The 22,325-nt window shown below is 45.4% G+C and carries 16 protein-coding genes; 13 read left to right on the top strand and 3 right to left on the bottom strand.

Annotated features, from left to right (window positions below; all coding sequences use genetic code 11):
- Nucleotides 1–178: 178 nt before the first annotated feature.
- The 9 genes from CPIN_RS35965 to CPIN_RS35925 all read left to right on the top strand — a co-directional run bounded on the left by CPIN_RS35965 (nt 179) and on the right by CPIN_RS35925 (nt 11,286).
- Nucleotides 179–1,066, top strand: coding sequence for an EboA domain-containing protein (locus CPIN_RS35965; protein ID WP_012794828.1), 888 nt, complete (start codon nt 179–181; stop codon nt 1,064–1,066).
- 169 nt (nt 1,067–1,235) lie between these two features.
- Nucleotides 1,236–2,159, top strand: coding sequence for a TatD family hydrolase (locus CPIN_RS35960; protein ID WP_245552067.1), 924 nt, complete (start codon nt 1,236–1,238; stop codon nt 2,157–2,159).
- Nucleotides 2,160–2,312: 153 nt separating this feature from the next.
- Nucleotides 2,313–3,173 (top strand): UbiA-like protein EboC, encoded by an 861-nt coding sequence (gene eboC / locus CPIN_RS35955; RefSeq protein ID WP_044220510.1) that lies wholly within the window; start codon nt 2,313–2,315, stop codon nt 3,171–3,173.
- Nucleotides 3,174–3,273: 100 nt separating this feature from the next.
- Nucleotides 3,274–4,437 carry a 3-dehydroquinate synthase gene (locus tag CPIN_RS35950; protein ID WP_012794825.1) on the top strand — a complete coding sequence of 388 codons (1,164 nt, stop codon included), beginning with the start codon at nt 3,274–3,276 and terminating at the stop codon, nt 4,435–4,437.
- Nucleotides 4,424–5,647: a metabolite traffic protein EboE gene (gene eboE / locus CPIN_RS35945; protein WP_012794824.1), complete on the top strand. Its 1,224-nt coding sequence runs from the start codon at nt 4,424–4,426 to the stop codon at nt 5,645–5,647. Before CPIN_RS35950 ends, eboE begins: the two co-directional genes overlap by 14 nt.
- Nucleotides 5,648–5,680: 33 nt before the next feature.
- Nucleotides 5,681–7,051 carry an alkaline phosphatase family protein gene (locus CPIN_RS35940; RefSeq protein WP_012794823.1) on the top strand — a complete coding sequence of 457 codons (1,371 nt, stop codon included), beginning with the start codon at nt 5,681–5,683 and terminating at the stop codon, nt 7,049–7,051.
- Nucleotides 7,052–7,297: 246 nt separating this feature from the next.
- On the top strand, nt 7,298–7,546 hold the full coding sequence (locus CPIN_RS35935; protein WP_411914123.1) for a DUF6992 family protein: 249 nt from the start codon (nt 7,298–7,300) through the stop codon (nt 7,544–7,546).
- A 310-nt stretch (nt 7,547–7,856) separates the two neighbouring features.
- On the top strand, nt 7,857–8,648 hold the full coding sequence (locus CPIN_RS35930) for a sulfite exporter TauE/SafE family protein (RefSeq protein ID WP_012794821.1): 792 nt from the start codon (nt 7,857–7,859) through the stop codon (nt 8,646–8,648).
- Between the two features lie 241 nt (nt 8,649–8,889).
- On the top strand, nt 8,890–11,286 hold the full coding sequence (locus tag CPIN_RS35925; protein ID WP_012794820.1) for an ABC transporter permease: 2,397 nt from the start codon (nt 8,890–8,892) through the stop codon (nt 11,284–11,286).
- 145 nt (nt 11,287–11,431) lie between these two features.
- On the opposite strand, the gene CPIN_RS35920 is transcribed toward CPIN_RS35925, so the two are convergent.
- The 3 genes from CPIN_RS35920 to CPIN_RS35910 all read right to left on the bottom strand — a co-directional run bounded on the left by CPIN_RS35920 (nt 11,432) and on the right by CPIN_RS35910 (nt 15,599).
- Nucleotides 11,432–11,773, bottom strand: a complete 342-nt coding sequence (locus tag CPIN_RS35920) for an MmcQ/YjbR family DNA-binding protein (protein ID WP_177222898.1) — start codon at nt 11,771–11,773, stop codon at nt 11,432–11,434.
- 417 nt (nt 11,774–12,190) lie between these two features.
- Nucleotides 12,191–13,960 (bottom strand): DUF885 domain-containing protein, encoded by a 1,770-nt coding sequence (locus CPIN_RS35915; protein ID WP_012794818.1) that lies wholly within the window; start codon nt 13,958–13,960, stop codon nt 12,191–12,193.
- A 316-nt stretch (nt 13,961–14,276) separates the two neighbouring features.
- Nucleotides 14,277–15,599, bottom strand: coding sequence for a 3-keto-disaccharide hydrolase (locus CPIN_RS35910; RefSeq protein ID WP_012794817.1), 1,323 nt, complete (start codon nt 15,597–15,599; stop codon nt 14,277–14,279).
- Nucleotides 15,600–15,894: 295 nt separating this feature from the next.
- On the opposite strand from CPIN_RS35910, the gene CPIN_RS35905 reads away from it, so the two are divergent.
- The 4 genes from CPIN_RS35905 to CPIN_RS35890 all read left to right on the top strand — a co-directional run bounded on the left by CPIN_RS35905 (nt 15,895) and on the right by CPIN_RS35890 (nt 22,321).
- Entirely contained in the window at nt 15,895–18,885 is a 2,991-nt protein-coding gene (locus CPIN_RS35905) for a SusC/RagA family TonB-linked outer membrane protein (protein ID WP_012794816.1), read from the top strand.
- 18 nt (nt 18,886–18,903) lie between these two features.
- Nucleotides 18,904–20,517: a RagB/SusD family nutrient uptake outer membrane protein gene (locus CPIN_RS35900; protein ID WP_012794815.1), complete on the top strand. Its 1,614-nt coding sequence runs from the start codon at nt 18,904–18,906 to the stop codon at nt 20,515–20,517.
- 186 nt (nt 20,518–20,703) lie between these two features.
- Nucleotides 20,704–21,285 (top strand): DJ-1/PfpI family protein, encoded by a 582-nt coding sequence (locus tag CPIN_RS35895; protein WP_012794814.1) that lies wholly within the window; start codon nt 20,704–20,706, stop codon nt 21,283–21,285.
- Nucleotides 21,286–21,397: 112 nt separating this feature from the next.
- Nucleotides 21,398–22,321 (top strand): WG repeat-containing protein, encoded by a 924-nt coding sequence (locus CPIN_RS35890; protein ID WP_012794813.1) that lies wholly within the window; start codon nt 21,398–21,400, stop codon nt 22,319–22,321.
- Nucleotides 22,322–22,325 lie beyond the last annotated feature (4 nt).

Raw genomic sequence — 22,325 nt, 5'->3', positions numbered from 1 at the left:
AGTTTCCGCAGAATTATTGCTGATGAAGATACTCCTGATTGAACTGATCAGGTTTTAGAATGGCGGAAGGAGAGGCACAAGGTGCCTCTCTTTTATTTACTACACCATCCATCACAGTTTTTCACTTTTTTTAATACTTAATCTGCTAACTTTAGCACTAGATAAATTAGCCCGGGTGATGGAACAAGCGTATTACCACGACAGGAATAAAACGGAAGCGTTATTATTTGATATCATTAAGCACAACAGTACGGAGCAGGCACTCAGCTGGCTACAACAGCAGCAGGAAAAACTGGGGGTACCTGTAAGCGTACAGCGATTCAATCTTACTTTTACAGCTATTCCGCGTTTCGCCGGGAAGCAGCTGGTGCAGACGGAGCAACCGTTTATAGCATTATCAGACGGGACGCCGTTTTTCATACAGGGATCGACGTTAGACAAAGTGGTTAGGCTGTGGTGGTTATTGCAGCTGCCGGCTGACGATAAGGATACCTATGTGAAAGTGATCGAGGGACTGTTTGATGCCGCCGATATGAATGAGCAGGCGGCGCTTTACAGCGCATTACCATTGCTGGCATGGCCGGAGGCATGGATATTCCGCACAACAGAGGGGATCCGTTCCAATATTGGTCCGGTACAGGAAGCTGTCATGTTGTATAATGTTTATCCTTCCCGTCATCTGGACGAACCGGCATGGAATCAGCTGGTAATGAAGGCGTTTTTTACAGACAAACCGATTCATCTTATTACCGGACTGGACGAGAGAGCCAACGAAGCACTGGCAGCCATTTTAACAGACTATGCCCATGAACGCTGGGCTGCCGGCAGGACAGTACATCCTTTGTTATGGCGCCTGGTAGGGCCATTTATTACTGCAGACAATTTCGCAGACATCCAACGTGTCTGGAATTCAGCGGTGAATGTAGAGAAAGAAGCCGCTGCTTTAGCTTGTGCTTCAAGTACATATGCGCCAGCACTTGCATTGCTGGAGGAATCAGCCACCTTAAAAGAAGAAATTGCCGGCGGTCGCCTTACCTGGAATAGTGTTGCCGCACGAATAGCATAAACGTGTATCACACCTTCAGTGTATATAATCTTAACTTGCGAAACGGAAATCTCAGCCCGCGGTAGCAGGTTGTTCATTTACAGGTCTCAAATAAATAGTAAAAGACATGTGTTGCAGTCATGAGTTAACAGGTAAAGAATTTCAACCTATCACAACATCTTCCTCGTATATGGAACGCATCAAGGGAATGCGTTTTTTTGATCCGCATATACACATGACCTCCCGCACAACCGATGATTATCAGGCATTAGCGGATGCAGGTGTAGTGGCGATCATAGAACCGGCATTCTGGCTGGGACAACCACGTACAGGAGTAGATACTTTCAGAGATTATTTTAACAGCCTGATCGGCTGGGAGCGTTTTCGCTCTTCACAATTTGGCATAAAGCATTACTGCACAATAGGTCTGAATTCGAAAGAAGCCAACAATGAAAGATTGGCAGAAGCAGTAATGGAAATATTACCATCCTTTATTTACAAAGAGGGCGTAGTAGGTGTTGGTGAGATCGGCTTTGATGATCAGACCGCTGCAGAGGAAAAATACTATCGCGCACAACTGGAACTGGCAAAAGAAGCAGGGCTACCTGTACAGATACATACCCCGCACCGGGATAAGAAAAAAGGGACGCAGCGCAGTATGGATATTGCGCTGGAACACGGACTGGATCCGCATATGATTATCGTTGACCACAACAACGAAGAGACTGTAAAAGAAGTACTTGACCGTGGTTTCTGGGCTGCATTCACTATTTATCCGTTTACAAAAATGGGTAATGAGCGTATGGTGGAAATCGTAAAACAGTATGGTAGTGAACGCATAATGGTCAATTCTGCTGCCGATTGGGGTATCAGTGACCCGTTGGCTGTACCTAAAACCGCGGCACTCATGCACGAAAGTGGTATTGACTTGAATGATATTCATTTGGTAACTTTCGGCAATGCTGTAGCTGCTTTTGCCCAGAGTGGTCAAATGGACATGGCTGATTTTGATACCGTAAAAAATGTAGATCAGAGTCTGAAGTTTAATGGAAGTACTGTGCTGCGTGGTGGTCAGCAGCCAAGAATAGATAAACAGTCTAATATTATCAGATAAACAGTTACAAGTCGGTAATGCCAATGCCCGGTACATGTAGATTGCAGCCTTTTGTTGCATTGCTGCACGATCGGTCATTTGTATTGTTTGCTTGTTGAAAACCCGAGCCCGGTGAATTATATTATAGGCAAGTTATTAGGATATTTACGTTTAATGCGACCCGCCAATATAGTAACTGCAGTAGCAGATATACTGGCTGGCGTAGCTATTTCCGGATTTCTGGGTTCTGAAGTATCCAGTTATCTGGATCATTTGTTACCAGTAGTATGTATGTGCCTGGCAACAATCGGATTGTACGGCGGTGGCGTAGTCTTCAATGATGTGATGGATGCAGAACTGGATAAGGTGGAGCGCCCTGAGCGCCCTATTCCGAGTGGCGTGATCTCCATGACACAAGCCATTGTACTGGGTAGTTACCTGTTACTGGTAGGTGTACTGGCTGCTTTTACAGTAGGCCGTATCACCGGTTACCTGGCACTGGGTATTGCCGTGTGTGCGCTGGTATATGATAAATGGGGTAAACACCAGGCATGGGGCCCGATCAATATGGGACTGTGCCGTGGATTGAACCTGCTGATGGGTATCAGTATGGTTGTGCCTGCCTTAAATAAGTATTGGTGGATTGGCCTGATCCCTGTATTATACATCGCTGCGGTGACCGCTATTAGTCGTGGAGAGGTGCATGGTGGAAATACCCGTACCCTGCGCATTACAGCCTTCTGTTATGCCCTGGTATATGGTACCATGCTGGCGCTGGCCGCAATGAACGGACATATTGTGATTGCGATACCATTTATCCTGTTGTTTGCAGTCATGATCAATCTGCCATTATTCAATGCCATTAAAGACCCATCCGGTCCTAACATAGGAAAGGCTGTAAAGGGAGGTATCATAGCGCTGGTCGCCATGAATGCCGCCTGGGTAGCCGCATTCTCCACGCTGCCTCACGCATTGCTCGTACTGATCCTTCTGCCATTGTCATTACTGATGGCGAGAGCGTTTGCAGTGACCTGATCTCAATCCGCTCGTCATTCGTAATTCGTCAATAGCAATTAAATTTTGTACATTAACGGCCGCTAGGACGATTATTAAACGAAACACCAGAGCGATATCCATGGAGTTTATTCAACAGACTTTTAGTGTAGATTATTCTTTTAAGGTTTTCTTTACCCGATACCTTTTTAATCCAGCCAACGCGGAGTTCAGGAATTACCTGGTTTCGCAGACTACGCCCGGACTGACCAAGAAACTGCTTTTCATTGTGGATGATGGGGTAGCAAAAGCCCATCCGGCGCTTGCAACAGAAATAACAACTTATTTACAACAGATAGAAGGATTTAAGCTTGCAGGAGAGATTGAAATTGTGCCGGGAGGAGAATCCTGTAAAAATGACCAGGAACTTTTTTACCACCTGGTAGACCTGGCAGATACGCTGGCCATAGATCGTCACTCCTTTGTGGTGGCCATCGGCGGCGGCGCTGTACTTGACATGGTCGGTATGGTGGCAGCAGTGTCTCACAGAGGCGTGCGCCACATTCGTATACCAACCACCGTATTGTCACAGAACGATTCAGGTGTAGGTGTGAAAAATGGTATCAATTACAAAGGAAAGAAAAACTTCCTTGGTACGTTTGCACCACCTGCGGCTGTATTCAACGACGCACATTTCCTGACTACGCTGCCCGCAAGGGATTGGCTTTCCGGTATATCAGAAGCTGTGAAAGTAGCGTTAATAAAAGATGCTTCCTTCTTTGAATGGCTGGAAGAAAATGCCACTGCCCTGGTCAACAATGATCTGGCAGTGATGCAGGAACTTGTATACAGATGTGCAGCCCTGCATATGGCACATATCGGTGGAAGTGGCGATCCGTTTGAAAGCGGATCTTCCCGTCCGCTGGACTTCGGTCACTGGAGCGCACATAAACTGGAACAACTCACTGACTTTGCTTTACGTCATGGTGAAGCGGTATCAATTGGTATTGCAGTAGACAGCGTTTACTCCTCCCTGTTAGGCTGGATCAGCACCGAATCGGCAGAAAGGATTGTGAACCTGCTGGTGAAACTACAGTTACCGGTTTATCATCCGTTGCTGGAAATGAAAGATGGTAAGCCATCACCTGTTGTTAAAGGATTACAGGAGTTCCGCGAGCACCTGGGTGGCCGGCTGACGATCTGCCTGTTAAAGGCCATCGGGGTAGGCGCAGAAGTACACGTGATAGACGAAATGTTACTGAACGAAGCTGTACAGCATTTAAAAGTGAACCATGCAAGTATCTGATCATTCTCATTTAACCTATTGTACGAATATTCATCCCGGAGAAAACTGGAGCGCGCATTTTGCACAGCTTAAACAGTATGTACCCGCGGTAAAGAAAGAAGTAGCACCCGATAAAGCTTTCGGCATCGGTCTGCGCCTGTCCAATACAGCCAGTCTGGAGCTCAGTAAAGAACCGGCTTTGGAAGAATTCAAAGCCTGGCTGAAAGAACAGGATTGTTATGTGTTTACCATGAATGGCTTCCCTTACGGAGGTTTCCACCATACGGTTGTAAAAGATCATGTACATACGCCTGACTGGACGACGTCAGACCGTGTGTTTTACACCATCCGTTTATTCCGTTTGCTGGCATCCCTTTTACCTGAAGGGATGGAAGGCGGTATCTCCACAGCGCCGCTTTCCTATAAGTTATGGCATGTACGCTGCGAATCAGAAAAAGCAGCGATCATGGAGACTACCACCCTGCATGTATTGCAGGTAGTAGAACAACTGGTACGTATACAACGTAGCGGTGGTCCTTCCATGCATCTCGATATAGAGCCGGAACCAGATGGTATGATGGAAAATACGCAGGAGTTCCTGAATTGGTACCTGCATTATCTCTTACCTTTGGGTATTCCCTTCCTGGAAGATAAATTCCGTATCAGTGCAGAGGAAGCAGCGACAGCTATAAAAACGCATGTGCAGCTGTGTTATGATGTGTGTCACTTTGCGTTGGTATATGAGTCGGCAGCAGATGTGTTAAAGCAATTGGACCAGCACGGCCTGAAAGTGGGTAAATTACAGATCAGTGCCGCATTAAAAGCACAGTTGCCGGCAGCGCCAGCCGAACGTGAAGCCGTGATCAATGCTTTTAAGGAGTTTAACGAACCGACTTATCTGCACCAGGTGATTGCCCGTAAGGAAGATGGTTTCCTGCATTATCCCGACCTGCCACAGGCCCTGGAAGATGCAGCGAATCCGGCGGTAAAAGAATGGCGTTCACATTTTCATGTACCGGTGTTTGTTGATAGTTATGGTGTATTGTCATCTACGCGGTCAGATATAGAGAATGTATTACAATTACAACGGAAACAACCATTTACACAACACCTGGAAGTTGAAACTTATACCTGGGATGTATTGCCGGCTGAACTGAAATTACCAATGGACAGGTCCGTATCAAGGGAACTGCGCTGGGTATTGCAGCAGTTGGAATTACCAGCCATGTAATATAGTTTTGAACCCATATCCTAATGGCGCCACATGAAAAAAACAGTAGTAATTGATGTAGTAGGTTTATCCTCCTCCCTTATAGGTGTACACACGCCCTTCCTACAGGAATATGTGAAGAAACAGCATTTATCCACCATCCGGCCAATGGTGCCGGCTGTTACTACAGCTGTACAGAGTACCTATGTAACCGGACAATGGCCGGCGGAGCATGGTATTGTCGGTAATGGCTGGTATGACAGGCAGGACAGTGAGATCAAGTTCTGGAAGCAATCCAACAAACTGGTGGAAGCTCCCAAGATCTGGGATAAAGCCAAACGTCTCGATCCTTCTTTTACCGTATCAAAGATGTTCTGGTGGTATAACATGTATTCTACCGCCGATTATTCCGTGACGCCTCGTCCGCAGTACCTGTCGGATGGCCGTAAGGCGCCGGACTGTTACGCGCATCCTGCTTCACTGCGCGATCATCTGCAAAAAGAGCTGGGTACCTTCCCTTTGTTTCAATTCTGGGGACCAGGTGCGAACATCCGTTCTACACAATGGATCGCGGATGCGTCTATCGTAACAGATAACCTGTATGATCCGACGCTGACACTGATCTATCTGCCTCACCTGGATTACTGTTTACAGAAATTCGGTCAGGATTTCTCCCGTATCGGCAAAGAGTTGGGTGAAGTCGATGCGGTGTGTAAGCAGCTGGTTGAATTTTATGAAAAGAGAGGCAGCGAAGTGATCATCCTGTCGGAATATGGTATCACAAATGTGAATAATCCTATCCATCTGAACCGTCGTTTCCGTGAGGAAGGACTGATCGCGGTGAGAGAGGAAAGGGGACTGGAACTGCTGGACCCTGGCGCTTCCAAAGCATTTGTGGTGGCAGATCATCAGATCGCCCACGTCTATGTGAATGATCCTTCTGTTTATAAGAAAGTACGCAGCATCGTGGAGAATACACCAGGTGTAGAACTGGTACTGGACAGAGAGGGCAAACGGCAGCATAAAATGCATCACAGCCGTAGTGGCGAACTGGTATTGGTGGCAGACGCCAAAAGCTGGTTCACTTACTATTACTGGCTGGATGATGCAAAGGCGCCTGATTTCGCCCGACTGGTGGAAATTCACCGTAAACCTGGTTATGATCCTGTGGAAATGTTCATGAATCCCGCAGATCCGTTGATCAAACTGAAAGCCGGGTTTAAGCTACTCAAGAAAAAACTGGGCTTCCGTTATCTCATGAATGTGATTCCCTTGGATGCAACCCTCATAAAAGGCTCTCACGGGCGTATTTCTGAGGATAAGTCGTTTCACCCTGTGCTGATATCTAATCAGGTAGGTGAAGGGCAGGAGTTGGCTGCTACGGATGTTTATGGGGTGATATGGAAAGCACTTATGAGGAATTAGGAATTAACAATTAGGAATTAGGAATTGAATGCAGCGGAGACAAGTGCTGGAGGAAGACATATTGAATAACTATTTGAATAACTATTTGAATAACTAATAATAAAAGAGTCGCTTCGGACAGCCGGGGCGGCTCTTTTTATGTTGAGTTATTTGATTGGAAAGCAGATCTTTGGTATCAATTCTTAATTCCTAATTCTTAATTCCTAATTGCATAAAATTGAAAAGATATTCCTGGTAAACTGAGCGCTGGACCTGGCGTATATGGCCGGTGGTTTATATATGCGGGAGCATGGAAAGACGAAACTGTCTGGAACAGGACATGACCGCTGGAAGGGGTATGGCAATTCGCTTATTTTTCAGGGGGCGTTCCTGTTATTGTTTGACGGGGTGAATTTTATGGTGCATCATAGTCATGGGAAAGGGCTGTTCCAACATTTTAATGAACTGCAACTGACGGTTGCACCCGGAGGTATCGGGATGGTGTATCAATGGTAAAAAAATGTGATTTAAGCTTTTTATAGTGATTTTATCCAAATCATAGATTTAGTAGGCTAAATAGGTTATAGCCCCGTCCGGGCCGCTGCTGTCAAAATTATTACTTATGGTTATCCTCTATAACTTTTAGTAATGACCTGCTGTTGGCTGAAATTTTGTTAGACCCGCTACAGCACTGTACTTTTGGGTTGTCTTCCACTGTAAACATCGATGTAACAGAAAAGGATACCTGTAATTTCACTCTTACCAACCATCATTATTTAAGCCAGCTTCGCCTTTACACCAGGCCTGTTTGCTGAAGGAAGTTTTTATGTTCACATTATTACAACAGACCGATTATCTGGTCGTATTAATCATTGGCCTTATCGTAGGCTACCTGTCCGGTTTATTGGGCAAAGGTGGCAGCGCAGTAAGTACGCCGGCCTTGCAGATATTTGCAGGCGTCAATCCGTTTTATGCGCTGGCATCACCATTGCCGGCAGCGATCACCAGTACAATATCAGCTACAACTGTTTACAGCCGTCAAAAGTTATTCAACCGCAAAGTGATTCTGACCGGCGCTTTATTTGGTGTGCCTGCAACGCTGGCAGGTTCTTTTCTGAGCAAGTTTCTGCCGGGTAAGACATTGATGATACTGACAGCTTTGTTCATCGTATCTATTGGTGGTTCACTGTTATTTTCATTTCTGAGAAAGAAGAACGTGGAAGAAACACCTGTTGTTGAAAATGCCGCAGAAGGGCATCAGCAACTGATTGTCCTGGCTTCACTGGGTATTGGATTGTTATCCGGTTTGCTGGCGAATGCAGGCGGGGTATTATTCAGTTCCTTCTTTATCAAGAAACTTCATATGCCGATCAAACAGGCCCTGGCCTGTTCCATTGTATTATCTGCATTGCTGTCTATACCAGGTGCACTGGCGCACTGGTGGCTGGGACATATCGACTGGAATATTGCTTTGGTATTATCACTGACGGCTATTCCATCTTCTTATCTGGGCGCTAAGACAGCGGTAAAGATGAAGTCACCCTTACTGGAAAAGTTATTTGCATGTACACTGATCGTCTTCGGTGTGTATGATATCATCTATACCTTGTGCAAGTAAGCTTTTATGATTTTATTTTAGTGTTAGGATGTCATGACTATTGCATTGCCCGCTGAGCAATGTTCAACAGAAAAAAGACCGCTCATTAGCTGAGGCGGTCTTTTTTATTCACTGCCCTCCAGCGGACAATAATTGTATCAAAACCGGACAGATAATAATTACTATTCAATCATATTTTATTATTTTTCATTGTTATATAATGTGGCACTGAACTAGATAATCAGCTACCCAAAGTACCTTTATGCTGCACAGTTACCTGAAAACCGCCTTCCGGAATCTAATGCGTAACAAACGTCATTTCCTGGTGAATATCACTGGTCTGATGGTTGGTTTTGGCGCCTTTCTGCTTATTTCTATCGTTGTACAGTATGTAAAGGAGTATGATAATTTTCATACGAAAAGAGACCGTATTTATCGGATTGTAAGGGCTGATCTGAAAGGAAATGGTTTTGGTTCAGGCGCCCCGTTTCCCTTTGCGGCAGGTTTGCGTACGGATTATCCGCAGCTGGAAAAGGTAGCAGGCATTTATGGAGATAAAAACGTACAGGTCACGATACCCGAAAAGGAGGGGGTAGCTGCGAAGAAATTCAGCGAGGCGGCAGGCGTCTTTTTTGCAGAGCCTTCCTTTTTTGAAATGTTTGATTTCAGGATGCTTACAGGGAATGCCGTCAGCGGTCTACAGGAGCAGAATACTGCATTGCTGTCAAGAGATGTAGCTAACAGGTATTTCGGCGACTGGCGGCAGGCAACGGGTAAAATGATCCGCGCATATGGGCGATATATCCGTATTACGGGTGTAATGGAAAATCCGCCTGACAACACTGACTTTTCTTTAGGCATTGTTATCTCCTATGCTACTTTGCAGCCGTTGGGTTTGGGGATGAATGACTGGGTGGGAATTTCCAACAACTACGTGCTGGTGCTTGCAAAGGAAGGTTATACTGCCGGTCAGCTGAGTACTTTACTACCTGGTTTTATTGCGAAACACATTCCGCCTTCACACGCAGGTTATAAACTGTTATTACAGCCATTAAAAGATATACACACTGACAAACGTTTTGAAACTTTCAGCGGCCGTGTTTTCAGTAAAGAACTCATCACAGCTTTACACCTGATAGGGATATTTCTGCTGGTCATCGCCTGTGTCAATTTTGTTAACTTGTCTACTGCGAATGCCATTAACCGTGCACGCGAGGTAGGTGTACGAAAAGTCCTGGGCAGTAACCGGCGACAGCTGTTATTACAGTTCCTGGGAGAGACCGGTTTGTCCTGTTTTGTTGCTATGGCAGGCGCATTAATACTGGCAATTGCGTTATTACCTGCTTTGAGTGGATTACTGGAGATGAAGATCTCTCTGTCTGTATTGCCTGTTATACCAGCTGTCTTATTTGTCCTGTTTTTATGGGCCATTGTGACCTTATTAGCCGGTTTTTACCCCGCATTGGTACTATCAGGTTTTAATCCGATGAATGCGCTAAAAAGCCGTTTAAATGCAGAAAATCCAAAAGGGATTCATCTGCGGAGAGGACTGGTGATTTTCCAGTTTGTCATTGCCCAGGTGCTGATCATTGGTACCCTGATCGTGATTGGACAAACGAACTATTTCCGTAATGCGGATATGGGCTTCAGCAGAGAGGCGATCATTACGGCAGAATTTCCGCATGATAGTATCAGCCGTTCCAGGTTTGATTATCTGCGTGACGGACTGATGCACCAGCCAGGTGTCAGCGATGTTAGTTTCAGCCTGTTTGCTCCTGCGGGAGAAGATTTCTGGGCGACGGATTTTAAGTTGGGGGGCAATCATACGGATAAAGCAGATCTGATTGTGAATATGAAACCGGCAGATACCAACTATTTCAATATTTACAAAATGCAGTTGCTGGCGGGAAGGTTGTATTATGACGCCGATACGGTCAGAGAATTTGTCGTGAATGAAACCTTAGTAAAGAAAGCAGGTTTTGCCAGTCCGGAAGCGGCTATCGGACAATCCATTACAGTGATGAACAAGACCTTGCCTATTGTGGGTGTCGTAAAGGATTTTCATGTGAAGTCTTTACGTGATCCGATTGACCCTGTTGTGATGACAACGGTAAAGCGGATTTACAAAACGGCCAATATCAGGATTGAAACCGGTAAGGCGAGGGTAACCCTTGCCGCTATTGAAGCCTTGTGGAATAAGTATTTTCCCGATTACATTTTTAAATACAGTTTTATAGACCAGACGCTGGCAGATTATTACAAACAGGAAAACCAGCTGGCACAATTGTTTAAGATCTTTGCAGGCATTGCTATTTTCATTTCCTGTCTTGGCTTATATGGGTTGATTTCTTTCATGGCCTTACGACGTAAGAAAGAAATAGGCATCCGGAAGGTGTTAGGTGCAGACGTGATCACCATTGTGATGCTGATGTCAAGAGAGTTCACAATATTGATTGCACTGGCCTTTGCGATTGCTACGCCGCTTGGGTGGTATTTTATGAATGACTGGTTGCAGCAGTTCAGTTTCCGGATGGAGATAGGGGCGGGTGTTTTTGTGACTACGTTATTATTCTCATTGCTGATTGCGTGGCTGACGGTAGGGCATTCTGCCATAAAGGCTGCATTAGCTGATCCGGTGAAGAGTTTGCGAACGGAATAACAAACCGATACATCGTTTGCATAAAAAGGAAGAGAGGCGACAGCATTGCTATCGCCTCTCTTCCTTTTTATCTTACTTAGGCGCTGCCAGGCGCTATACGCAGAACTTCGGGGCTATCAACAGCACCCATGCATCACCTGCAATATTATACTCTTTCTTTGAGTATCTGCGCCCGTTCTTCCGGAGGAAGCGTGCTCACCACAAGATCATACGCATTCTGTAACAATGACTGTAATAAAGGGACTGGCAAGGTATCAAGGGCTTTGATCTGTACCCAGTGATAACGCGCCAGATAAGGTGCAGGCACGATGTCAGGTTGTGAGATCAGACGGTGAAAATCTTCCAGTCGGCATTTTAAAGAAACCTGGTGCGGAGCAGATTTGCTGATCATGCAAAAGAGCTTTTCTCCCACAGAGAACCGCAGATCTTCGTCCCATTTCTCTTCCTGTGTTACGGCAGGAAAAGCAAGACAGTAATTAAGGGTCATGTCAAACATAATACTGGCAGCTTAAAAGTTTAAAAAATCGTTGAGTGGAAAATATAAAAGCTCAATCGAAAAAAAGAAACAACAAGTAATGGTAAAGGTTTGTTGAGTTGTCTTCTTACTCCAGCTTGTGCCAGACATGAGGTCTGTTCCGGATATGTTGTCTTATTAGTTGTGTATAGCTGATTAGTAACCAACCTAAAAACCTTCTAAGGTTTCCCTGACTTTCAATAAAATATTCCCACTATAAATTTAAGTATCTTTTCCCAAAGCAGAATGTATATTTTTTGTTAATAACTGATTCAGACAAGTCTATAAATGAGTAGTCCACAGGTAATAAGCACCAAAATACTCATAGTTTAAAAAAATACTATAAGTTAGTGATTATCACCTATGGACTATTCTATCCGGGTATCCGGACTATTTGAACCTTCTGGCCATTTTTTCCTCCAATACATTCAGTGGTACACAGCCATCTTTTAACAATTCATCATGAAAATCTTTGATACTGAAACCAGTACTTTGGCTGTATTTACTACGTAATTCCCTGATCTTCAGTTCGCCGATCTTATACGACAATGCCTGACCCGGTATTGCCATATATCTTTCGATTTCCGCTACTGCATCCTGTTCACTCAGTGGCTCATTATCCATCATGTATTTAATAGCCTGTTCACGGGTCCATCCTTTTGCGTGCATACCAACATCCACTACCAGGCGGATTGCGCGGTGTATCTCATCTGAGAGGTGTCCGAAATAGCTGTATGGATTGGTATAAAGTCCAAGTTCTTTGCCTAATCCTTCGCAGTAGAGTGCATAACCTTCACCATAGGAACCAATCCAGGTAAAGCGTCGGAATTTAGGCAGGGAATCATTTTCCTGCTGGATAGAGGTCTGGAAATGGTGGCCCGGAATGGCTTCATGCAGGAAGAGGCATTCCATGCCGGTATAGTTGAATGTTTTGGCGTCCAGGATAGGTACGTAGAACACGCCCGGGCGACTACCGTCAGCCGCCCCTGGCATATATTCAGCGCTTGCAGATGCAGCACGGAAGGCTTCCGTCTGGCGTACTTCAAATTTTGTTTTGGGCAGATGACCGTACAGTTCTTTTACGGACGGCATAATCTTCTCTTCTATTCCTCTGAAGGTATCCAGGATCTGAGATGGGGTAGTGAATATTTTGAATTGTTTATCCGTACGGATGAAGTTGAAAAAGGCCGGCAGGTCTCCTGTAAAACCGGTGCTGTTTTTCACAGAGTCCATCTCTCTTCTGATACGGGCTACTTCACGTTCGCCGGTAGCAAAGATTTCATCAGGTGTGAGATCGGTGGTGGTCCAGTATCTGATCAGATAACCATACCAGTCTTTGCCTTGTGGTAAGGCATCTATACCGCTGGAAGTACGCGTTCTCGGGATGTATTCTTTGACGAAGAACTCGTGCAGTCTGCTGTAGGCAGGCAGTGCATATTCTTCTATTGCAGCTGTGTAGGCGGCACGAAGTGAGCGTTGTTCTGCGGTGTCCAGACCGGCAGGCAACATGCGTAAGGGGGTATAGAATACGTTGGTGGTATCTTTCTTTGAAAGGTCGGCCAGTTGAGGTACAACCTTCACGGCCAGGGCTTTGGGTATAACATACCCAAGAGACATACCGCGGCGCATGTTTGCTATCGCTGTATCACTCCATTCTGAGAAGCTTTTCATGCGTTGAATGAACTTTTCATAATCTGCTTTGTTCTTAAACGGCTGTGCGCTTGTACCGGAACCGAATTGCGGTAAGGTCAGTGTAAGTCCCCAGAACTGCTGAATGGGCATCAGGTTGTCCGGATAGCGGAAACTTTCCTTACCTATTGAGACTTCTCTTTGCAGCATGGCATAGCTGATAAGGTCATTTTCGTTCAGCGCTGCTGTATCCAAACTTTGCAAGGCTGTCTGATAATGTGTGTAGAAGCTGTCCAGTCTGGAGCGGAAACGATCGCTGATATCGATCTGCAGGAGGCCGTCGAACTGATGTTCTCCGTTCATGGTAGCATCCATGGGGAAAAACTCCATCTTTTCATCGTAGTAGTGCTGGACGAGCTGGTGGAGTGAATCCGTAGTGCCAGCGCTTGTTCCGGTCTTTTTGTCTGGTCCTGAGCAGGCAGCAGCAAACACTGTTATAGCCAGCAGGAGGGCATAATTTTTCTTGGGCATGTTGAACGATTAGATGATGTTGAGATATATGCGGCATAGCAGGTTAGCTATACATAAACGCTTCAGGATAGAATAAACATAAAAAAAACACTCCGAAGAATCGGAATGTTTTATATAGAACAGTGAACAATGAAAACTCTTTCATCGGTTGATAATGCCGTTATTATAACTGTATAGTAAAGGCAAGTAATTGATTCCGTGCGAGATCTGTTGCACAATGTCAGGGACGCGGAACCGGTTTCTATCAACCCGTTTAACTGGTTAGCCCAGCAAACGAATGCAAAATTAGTTTAATTAACAAAGTGAAACTGTTAACCTATCTTAAATTTTTGATTTTTATGCTACGGAATGACACTGTATTGCCGTGGTCCTGCAATAAGATGTGTCCCTCAGGCCATAGTCCAAAGTTATTCCAATTTTTGTACTTACTGATCGCTACCAGGTCTTTAAATTCTTTGGAACCCCTTTCGTACTCCAGCATTTTGAAGCCATTCAACCAATGTTCAACATGGTTGTTGGGAAATACAATTATACGCCCTTTATTCCATTCTCCAATCTTCTTTATAGCTGCTTTATTTAAATCCGTATTTGTACGTGTCATGAGGTCGTACAGGGAGGATAAAGTCCTGTTCCCATCGCGGCCTAGCTTGGCATCCGGGTGACGTTCGTCATCAAGTACCTGGTACTCAAGACCAATCGCAGATTTACCTTTTGTATCGTAGTCTTCTTTTACAAAGTATTTAACCCCGCTGTTAGCGCCTTCACTGAGTTTAAAGTCAAACTCCAGTTCGAATGCACCGTACTCTTTTTTGGTTACGATATCTCCGCCGGAGCCCATTTCATCGCCATTGGACTGATGGATGGTGAGTTCGCCGTTGTCCATTGACCAGCCGGTAGTCGGAAACTTATCCTGATTCACCCTGCGCCATCCTTCGGAGGTTTTACCATCCCAGAGCAGTGTAAAGCCATTTTTCTTTTCCTGCGGGGAAACGTTGTTTGGCTGATTATTTACAACAAAGATCTTGTCATAAGGAGAGTATTGAGAAGGGGCCGGATTCTCCATGATGCGGATATTGCGCCAGTGAATCTGTTTACCCTTATCGTCTTCTTTATAAATCTGGTGCACCTGTAATGCGATGAAACCTTTCAGTGTCATCTCGTCGATCAGGTGAGCACAGGGAACACCGTTCACCCAGGTACGGATTTCCGCGCCACGGCATTCTATACGGTATTTGTTCCAGCCTTCTTTTTTGAATGCGGGTTTCGCTGCCGGATTCAGTTCCAGCGGATATAACCAGCCACGGCGGGCTTCGTCATAGATACCACCGCTCCATGCACGATCGCTCGGATCCACCTCCATCTGATAACCATGTACACGGCCATTGTTGTAGTCAGGTTTGCTCTCGCTGCGGAATTGTATGCCGTAGTTCATAGCAGCATCCAGCTTCAGTTCCAGTTCGAGGATAAAGTCACCGTAGTCTTTTTCAGTTGCGAGGAAGGAGTTGGGGCTGCCGGCTACTGATGTTCCGGTGATCATCCCATCTTTTGCATCATAGATGGCAGTGCCGTTTACTTCTTTCCAGCCATCCAGATTCTTGCCATTGAAGAGATTATGCCATTCTGCCTTCTTCTGGGCCATAGCGAAGCTGCTTATGAGCATGGCGCTGCATACTAATAACGTGTTTTTCATAACCATAGACCTAAAGTACTCTTAAAAGTAATTAATGATAATTATTTATTCAACCGATTGCACGTTTTTTATGATAAGCGGTATTATTTGATGTTGATTTTATGCAATCGTTTGCAATTTATAACTAATCTACTTAACTTGTATGACCCCATTACCTGAAAAAAGCGTTAGAAAAACCTTGAAGAAAACCTAAGTGATTGCTTTTCAGGGATGTGTATTCTGTTACAAATTTAAAATTCTACGTATGAAGAACACGTTATCGAAAGTAGGAGCCATCCTGCTATGCCTGCTATTGTGGGGCACATTTATCAGTGCGCAGTCTGTCCCCATCAGTGGTAAAGTGACTGGTCCGGATGGAAACCCAATCATCGGCGCTTCAGTTGCTATTAAAGGACAAAAAAAAGGGACCGTTACAGATGTGACGGGCACTTACAAACTACAGGCGCCTGGTACGGCCACATTAGTTATTTCTTTTATTGGTTATCTTCCACAGGAAATACCTGTTAATAACAGGGGCGAAGTCAATGTAAAACTGGAAGAAGATCAGAAAAAACTCGATGAAGTTGTTGTAGTCGGTTATGGTCAGCAGAAGAAAAAAGATGTAACCGGTTCTATTTCCTCCATTAACAGCAAAGCCATTATGGAAGTGCCTGTTACCAATGCCCAACAGGCCCTGCAGGGAAGGACGCCAGGGATTGACGTATTAAATAATAGTAATAAGCCTGGCGATGAGCCCAGGGTCAGGGTGAGGGGTACACGTTCTTTGTCAGCTGGTAATGATCCGCTCTACGTCGTAGACGGTATTCCCTTCGCAGGTAATCTTAATGACATCAATCCTCAGGACATTGCTTCCATGGATGTATTAAAAGATGCGTCTGCTACTGCTATCTATGGTTCCCGTGGTGCAAACGGCGTCGTGCTGGTCAGCACCCGTAAAGGGAAAATAAGCGCTCCGCAGGTTACCTACAGCGGTATGTATGGTATCGTCAATACCCTGGGTAAAACCGATATGATGGATAGTCAGCAGTACCTGGCCATGAAACGCGAAGCAAACCGTGCTGCCGGCTTGTATGACGATAATAACCCTGATGCATCAGACGCTAAAATATTCACCGCTACAGAGATCGCTAATATTAAAAGAGGTGTGAATACTGACTGGCAATCTCTTATGCTCAGCCAGGGCTGGCAAACGCGTCATGCACTGGGTGTAAGCGGTGGTACAGAGACGACTAAATATGCGGTGACCGGTGGTTACTTCAAAGATGAAGGTGTATTGAAACTACAGAGTTATGAACGTTACAACTTACATATTGCAGTAGACCAGATGATCGGCAAACGTATCCAGATCGGCGCCTCTTCACTAGCTACTTACAGTATGCGCAAAGGCAGTACTTATAATGGTATGAGCGCCTCTCTGAAAATGCTGCCGATAGCAGATCCTTATGATGCTGCCGGCAAACTGATCATCTATCCGACCGCCGATAACCAGCAACCCAATGCTTTGCTGGATTATGAAGACGGCAACCGCGTGGAAAGACTCAGTCATATCCGCTTCTTTAATAGTTTATATGGAGAAGTATCACTGTTTGACGGATTGAAATATCGTCTGAACGTTGGTACAGACGTTATGCAGAACAACTACGGTCTCTTTCAGGGTAAAAAGAATACCGACCTGCTGATTGGTGGTGGCGATGCGACCGCTACTAAACAAGGACAGTTTGTATGGGCATATACCGTGGAAAATCTCCTGACCTATAACAAGACTTTTAAAAAACATGCATTGAACGTAACCGCTTTATATAGCGTACAACGTCAGCGTGAAGATACTTCTACCGCTTCAGTAAGAGGTATTCCTGTTGAATGGCAGGAATATTATAACCTCGGACAGGCGGCAAACGTAACGGGTATCGGTAGTCAGCTGGGTACATGGACCATCCTTTCTTACATGGGCCGCGTGAACTATGGTTATGACGACCGTTATCTGGTTACACTGACCTTACGTGCGGATGGATCCTCCCGTTTTGCACCGGGTCATAAATGGGGTTATTTCCCTTCTGTCGCATTGGGTTGGAATGTGAGCAGTGAAGACTTTATGAAGGGCGTATCCTGGGTAGAAAACCTGAAGGTGCGTGGTAGCTATGGCCGTATTGGTAATACCGGTATTCCGCCATATGCCACACAGGGCTTGCTTGGTCGTTCTCCTTACTCCTTCGGCAACAAAGGCGCTACTGGTTTCTCTCCGATATTACTGCGTAACCCGAACCTGACCTGGGAAACAACTGCCTCTACCAATATCGGTATCGACTTCAGCATTCTGAAAGGCCGTATCAGTGGTAATGTCGACGTGTACAAACAGAAAACAACCGACCTGTTGTTACAACGTTTCCTGCCATTCAGTAATGGTGTAGACTATGTACTGGAGAATACAGGGGTTACACAGAATAAGGGCGTTGAAATCGGTCTATCTACCGTGAACCTGGAAACGAAAAGTGGTTTCTCCTGGACAATGGACGTCAACTTCTATATGAATCGTGAAAAAATCCTGGCTTTAGGTGAAGGCAAAACACAGGACATCGGTAACGGTTGGTTTGTGGGTAGTCCGACCTATGTATACTATGATTATAAAAAAGTAGGCATCTGGCAGGATGAAGCGGCGGCACAGGTATATAAACAACACCAGGGTGAAATTCAGCTGGCTGACCTGAACGGTGATAAAAAGCTGGATGATAAAGACCGTACGATCCTGGGCGCTCCGCAACCGAAGTGGTCGGGCGGTATGACACAGCGTGTTGCCTATAAAGGATTCGATCTCTCCGTAGTTGCTTTTGCCCGTATGGGTAGTACGGTAAAGAGTGATTTCTATTCTACGTTCAATACCCTCTTCGGGCGATACAATAACCTGGATGTTGATTACTGGACACCTACCAATCATACCAATGCATTCCCTCGTCCGAATGCCAACCAGGAACGTCCGAACAACTATAACACGCTGAGTTATTTTGACGGATCATTCTTCAAGATCCGCAATATCACACTTGGTTATTCCATGCCGAAGAGCGTAATGAAACGCTGGCAGATGGAAGCCTTACGTTTCTCTGTTGATGTAAAACAACCATTGATTCTCGCGCCTTACAGACAGAAATATAAAGGGATAGATCCGGAAGATGTGAATGTAATCGGTGTAGATGCACCGGCTACCTGGATGTTACAGTTTGGTGTCAATGCTACTTTTTAATGCAATAAAAAAATAGTTATGAAAAATATATGCTGGTACCTGTTTGTATGCGCGTGCATTGTAACAGGATGCAATAAAATGCTGGATGAAGATGTGGTATCTTCTGTGACAGATGATTTCTATAATACCCCCGGAGGATTTACGACCGCGGTAAATGGTAGTTATGCTGCGCTGCGTAGTTTTTATAGTACAGAGAGAGGTATGACGGTAACGGTATTTGGTACGGATACTTATACCAATGGTTCAGATGGTGATTTCAAATTTACGAACCAATACACGTCGCAACTCGATGGTCGTTATGCGCACCTGAGAGAAATATGGAATGCTTTTTATCAGTCTATCAATACGGCGAATGCGGTGGTTAGCAGAGCAGACCAGGTGCCGGAGCTGGACAGTGTAGCCAAACGTTCGGGTATAGCGCAGGCGCGTTTTTGTCGTGCGAATTATTATTTCATATTACTGCAGATGTTCGGGGCGGTACCCTTACGGCTGACAGAAAATACACAGATCGTTACAGAAGCGCATCGTGATCCTGTTCCGGATATTTACAATGCAATTATTGCAGATCTGAATTATGCTGCACAGTCATTACCGGTTACACAATCAGAATGGGGACGTGCTACAAAACCAGCGGCTGAACATCTGCTGGCGAGAGTATACCTGACACGCGCTACTTCCGAAGCAAAAGGAACACATGATTATGACAGCGCAGCGGTGTATGCAACAAAAGTGATCAACAGTTATGGATTGTCATTGTTGCCGGATGTCGGACAGGTATGGGCACAGGGTAAAGAGAACAATGCAGAAACCATCTGGGCCGTACAATACACGAATGATGCGCTGTATAATTCAGGCGATAACAATGCCTGCCGTTTTTTCCTGATGCAGTATGATGTACTGGGAGGTATGAAACGCGATCTGGCGAATGGTACACCATGGAAGCGTTTCCGTCCTACAAAATTCCTGTTGGACACACTGTATGCCGACAGGGTGAATGATGCCCGTTATAATAAGTTTTACACAGTTGTATGGTTTGCCAATGCAGGTAGTGCCAAGCTGAAAGTGGGCGATACTTCTGTATACATGCCAGGACAGGATGTATCTGATGCGGTGATCGCCAGCAAGAATTATCAGCTGGTACCTCCACGCAATTATACAGAGAGACTATATCCTTCACTGAATAAGTTTGCCGATGCATTGCGTCCGGATAACCAGGCTTCAGGCGTACGTCCGTTTATTGCGTTCCGGCTGGCGGAAGATTACCTGATTGCAGCAGAAGCCTACATGTATAAAAATGAAAAAGGAACAGCGGTCACTTACCTGAATACATTACGTATGCGTTCGGCAGCTGTCGGTGCTACAGATGAGGAGACCAATGCACATAAAGAGGCCATGAAGATTACGGAAGCGCAATTAGACATCGATTTCATTCTGGATGAACGCGGCCGTGAACTGGTGGGAGAGCAGTTGCAATGGTTTGATCTGAAGCGTACCAACAAACTGCTGGAACGTGTGCGATTGCACAATCCGCAGGGCGGACCGAATATCGAAACCAAACATTTACTGCGTCCTATTCCGCAGGATCAGATTGACAGAACTAGCAATGAGTTTCCGCAGAATCCAGGTTATTGATAACTGCCAGGAACGGCTCTTTCTTCGTGCATAGTTTCGTACAACCCGGTTTAGTTACTGCGGGTTAACTACAAAAAGACGCAAACGATCCCTCATAAATAATCCTTACTCCGGTAGTATAGACTTAATACTACCGGAGTATTTTTTTTGGTAACTTTAGAAACTTCACCCTAAAAATCCCCACACATGGCACAACAAAAGATTCTCTTTCTGACAGGAGATTATGCAGAAGACTATGAAACAATGGTACCGTTTCAGATGATGCAGATGGTAGGACACATTGTTCATGCGGTATGTCCCGATAAATCAGCAGGCGATAAGATCATTACGGCGATCCACGATTTTGAAGGAGATCAGACGTACAGTGAGAAGCGTGGGCATCACTTTGTGCTGAATGCCTCTTTTTCGGATGTGCAGGTGGCCAACTATGATGCCTTGATGATTGCAGGAGGCAGGGCGCCGGAGTATCTGCGCCTGAATGCGAAGCTCATCGATATTGTAAAACAGTTTGTTGCTGCCAATAAACCTATTGCCGCTGTTTGTCATGGCATTCAGATCCTTACTGCTGCCGATGTGGTACGCGGTAAAAAACTGACGGCTTATCCGGCTGTTGCGCCGGAAGTGACAATGGCAGGAGGATCCTATGCTGCTGTCAATATAGATGAAGCTGTTACCGATGGTAACCTTGTAACGGCTCCGGCCTGGCCGGCACATCCCCAATGGATCGCTGCTTTTTTGAAAGTACTGGGTACGAAAATCGAGTTGTAGGCTGGAAAGAACTGATAATCATTGTTAAATCATTAATACCAATGAGGCGTTTACATATTTATTATATTTAAATGCCTCATTTTTTTTATTTTTGGTAGCAGAACTGCTACCTATGAAAAAGTATCCCATCCTCCTGTGCCTGCTGTTTCCTGCCTTAATGGGCTATTCTCAGACACTGACCTCCGCCGCTAAAGCCGGAGGAGATACCCTTTCACTTGTAAAAATCGAAAAAGCCGGTAAGTATGGCTTCACTGATACGTCAGGGAAGGTAGTTATTGCGCCGGTATATGACGCGATCGGACCATTTCAACATGGGCTGGCCGTGGTGCAGAAGGGTAAAAAGACAGGTTATTTATTGCCGAACGGAAAGACGTCTTCGCTCAAATATGACTCTGCCTGGGTAAAAGAAGGCCGGTATCATTTTGTAAAGCTGGATGGCAAGGTGGGGCTGCTGGATGACCAGGGTAAGGAGCTGGTAGCGCCGAAGTATGAGGAAGTGAATGGCATCCGGGACGGTTATGTGTCGGTGAAGCAGGGGGGTAAGTATGGTGTGATCAATCCGCAGGGTAAAATGGTATTAAAGCCTGTATACGAGCGACTTGGTTTTGTAACCAATGGGACCATGCTGGTGTATATTGATGGTAAATGCGGCCGGGCTGACCTGCTGAAGGGGAAGGTGGTGATGACGTCTTATGAAAAGGTGGGACCTTTCCGGGATGGTATGGCCTGGGTAAGACAGGATAAGAAATTTGGTTTTATTAATGCAGACGGCGACCTGGTGATCCCGGTGATGTATGACTGGGTGGGCAACTTCAATGAGGGACTGGTAGCTGTGGCGACCGAAAAGAAATATGGTTTTATCAATAAGAAGAACCAGGTGGTGATTGCCCAGAAATACGATAAGGCATATACTTATACAAAAGGGAAGGGTATGATCAGGCAGAATGGCAGGGTTGGTTATGTGGATATAGACGGTAATGAGACCTGGGCAGAAGCTGCGCCGATATTACCCGCTTCACATGGGGCTGATAAATAAAAAG

Source organism: Chitinophaga pinensis DSM 2588 (genome assembly GCF_000024005.1).
In the GTDB taxonomy this organism is placed as follows: domain Bacteria; phylum Bacteroidota; class Bacteroidia; order Chitinophagales; family Chitinophagaceae; genus Chitinophaga; species Chitinophaga pinensis.
Note: the sequence above shows the minus strand (reverse complement) of the source record. Positions and strands in the feature narration are given on the sequence as shown.

Coding starts and splice junctions, on each gene's coding strand:
- CPIN_RS35965 (WP_012794828.1), top strand. CDS start 179: ATGGAACAAGCGTATTACCACGACAGGAATAAAACGGAAGCGTTATTA.
- CPIN_RS35960 (WP_245552067.1), top strand. CDS start 1,236: ATGGAACGCATCAAGGGAATGCGTTTTTTTGATCCGCATATACACATG.
- eboC (WP_044220510.1), top strand. CDS start 2,313: ATGCGACCCGCCAATATAGTAACTGCAGTAGCAGATATACTGGCTGGC.
- CPIN_RS35950 (WP_012794825.1), top strand. CDS start 3,274: ATGGAGTTTATTCAACAGACTTTTAGTGTAGATTATTCTTTTAAGGTT.
- eboE (WP_012794824.1), top strand. CDS start 4,424: ATGCAAGTATCTGATCATTCTCATTTAACCTATTGTACGAATATTCAT.
- CPIN_RS35940 (WP_012794823.1), top strand. CDS start 5,681: ATGAAAAAAACAGTAGTAATTGATGTAGTAGGTTTATCCTCCTCCCTT.
- CPIN_RS35930 (WP_012794821.1), top strand. CDS start 7,857: ATGTTCACATTATTACAACAGACCGATTATCTGGTCGTATTAATCATT.
- CPIN_RS35925 (WP_012794820.1), top strand. CDS start 8,890: ATGCTGCACAGTTACCTGAAAACCGCCTTCCGGAATCTAATGCGTAAC.
- CPIN_RS35920 (WP_177222898.1), bottom strand. CDS start 11,773: ATGACCCTTAATTACTGTCTTGCTTTTCCTGCCGTAACACAGGAAGAG.
- CPIN_RS35915 (WP_012794818.1), bottom strand. CDS start 13,960: ATGCCCAAGAAAAATTATGCCCTCCTGCTGGCTATAACAGTGTTTGCT.
- CPIN_RS35910 (WP_012794817.1), bottom strand. CDS start 15,599: ATGGCCCAGAAGAAGGCAGAATGGCATAATCTCTTCAATGGCAAGAAT.
- CPIN_RS35905 (WP_012794816.1), top strand. CDS start 15,895: ATGAAGAACACGTTATCGAAAGTAGGAGCCATCCTGCTATGCCTGCTA.
- CPIN_RS35900 (WP_012794815.1), top strand. CDS start 18,904: ATGAAAAATATATGCTGGTACCTGTTTGTATGCGCGTGCATTGTAACA.
- CPIN_RS35895 (WP_012794814.1), top strand. CDS start 20,704: ATGGCACAACAAAAGATTCTCTTTCTGACAGGAGATTATGCAGAAGAC.
- CPIN_RS35890 (WP_012794813.1), top strand. CDS start 21,398: ATGAAAAAGTATCCCATCCTCCTGTGCCTGCTGTTTCCTGCCTTAATG.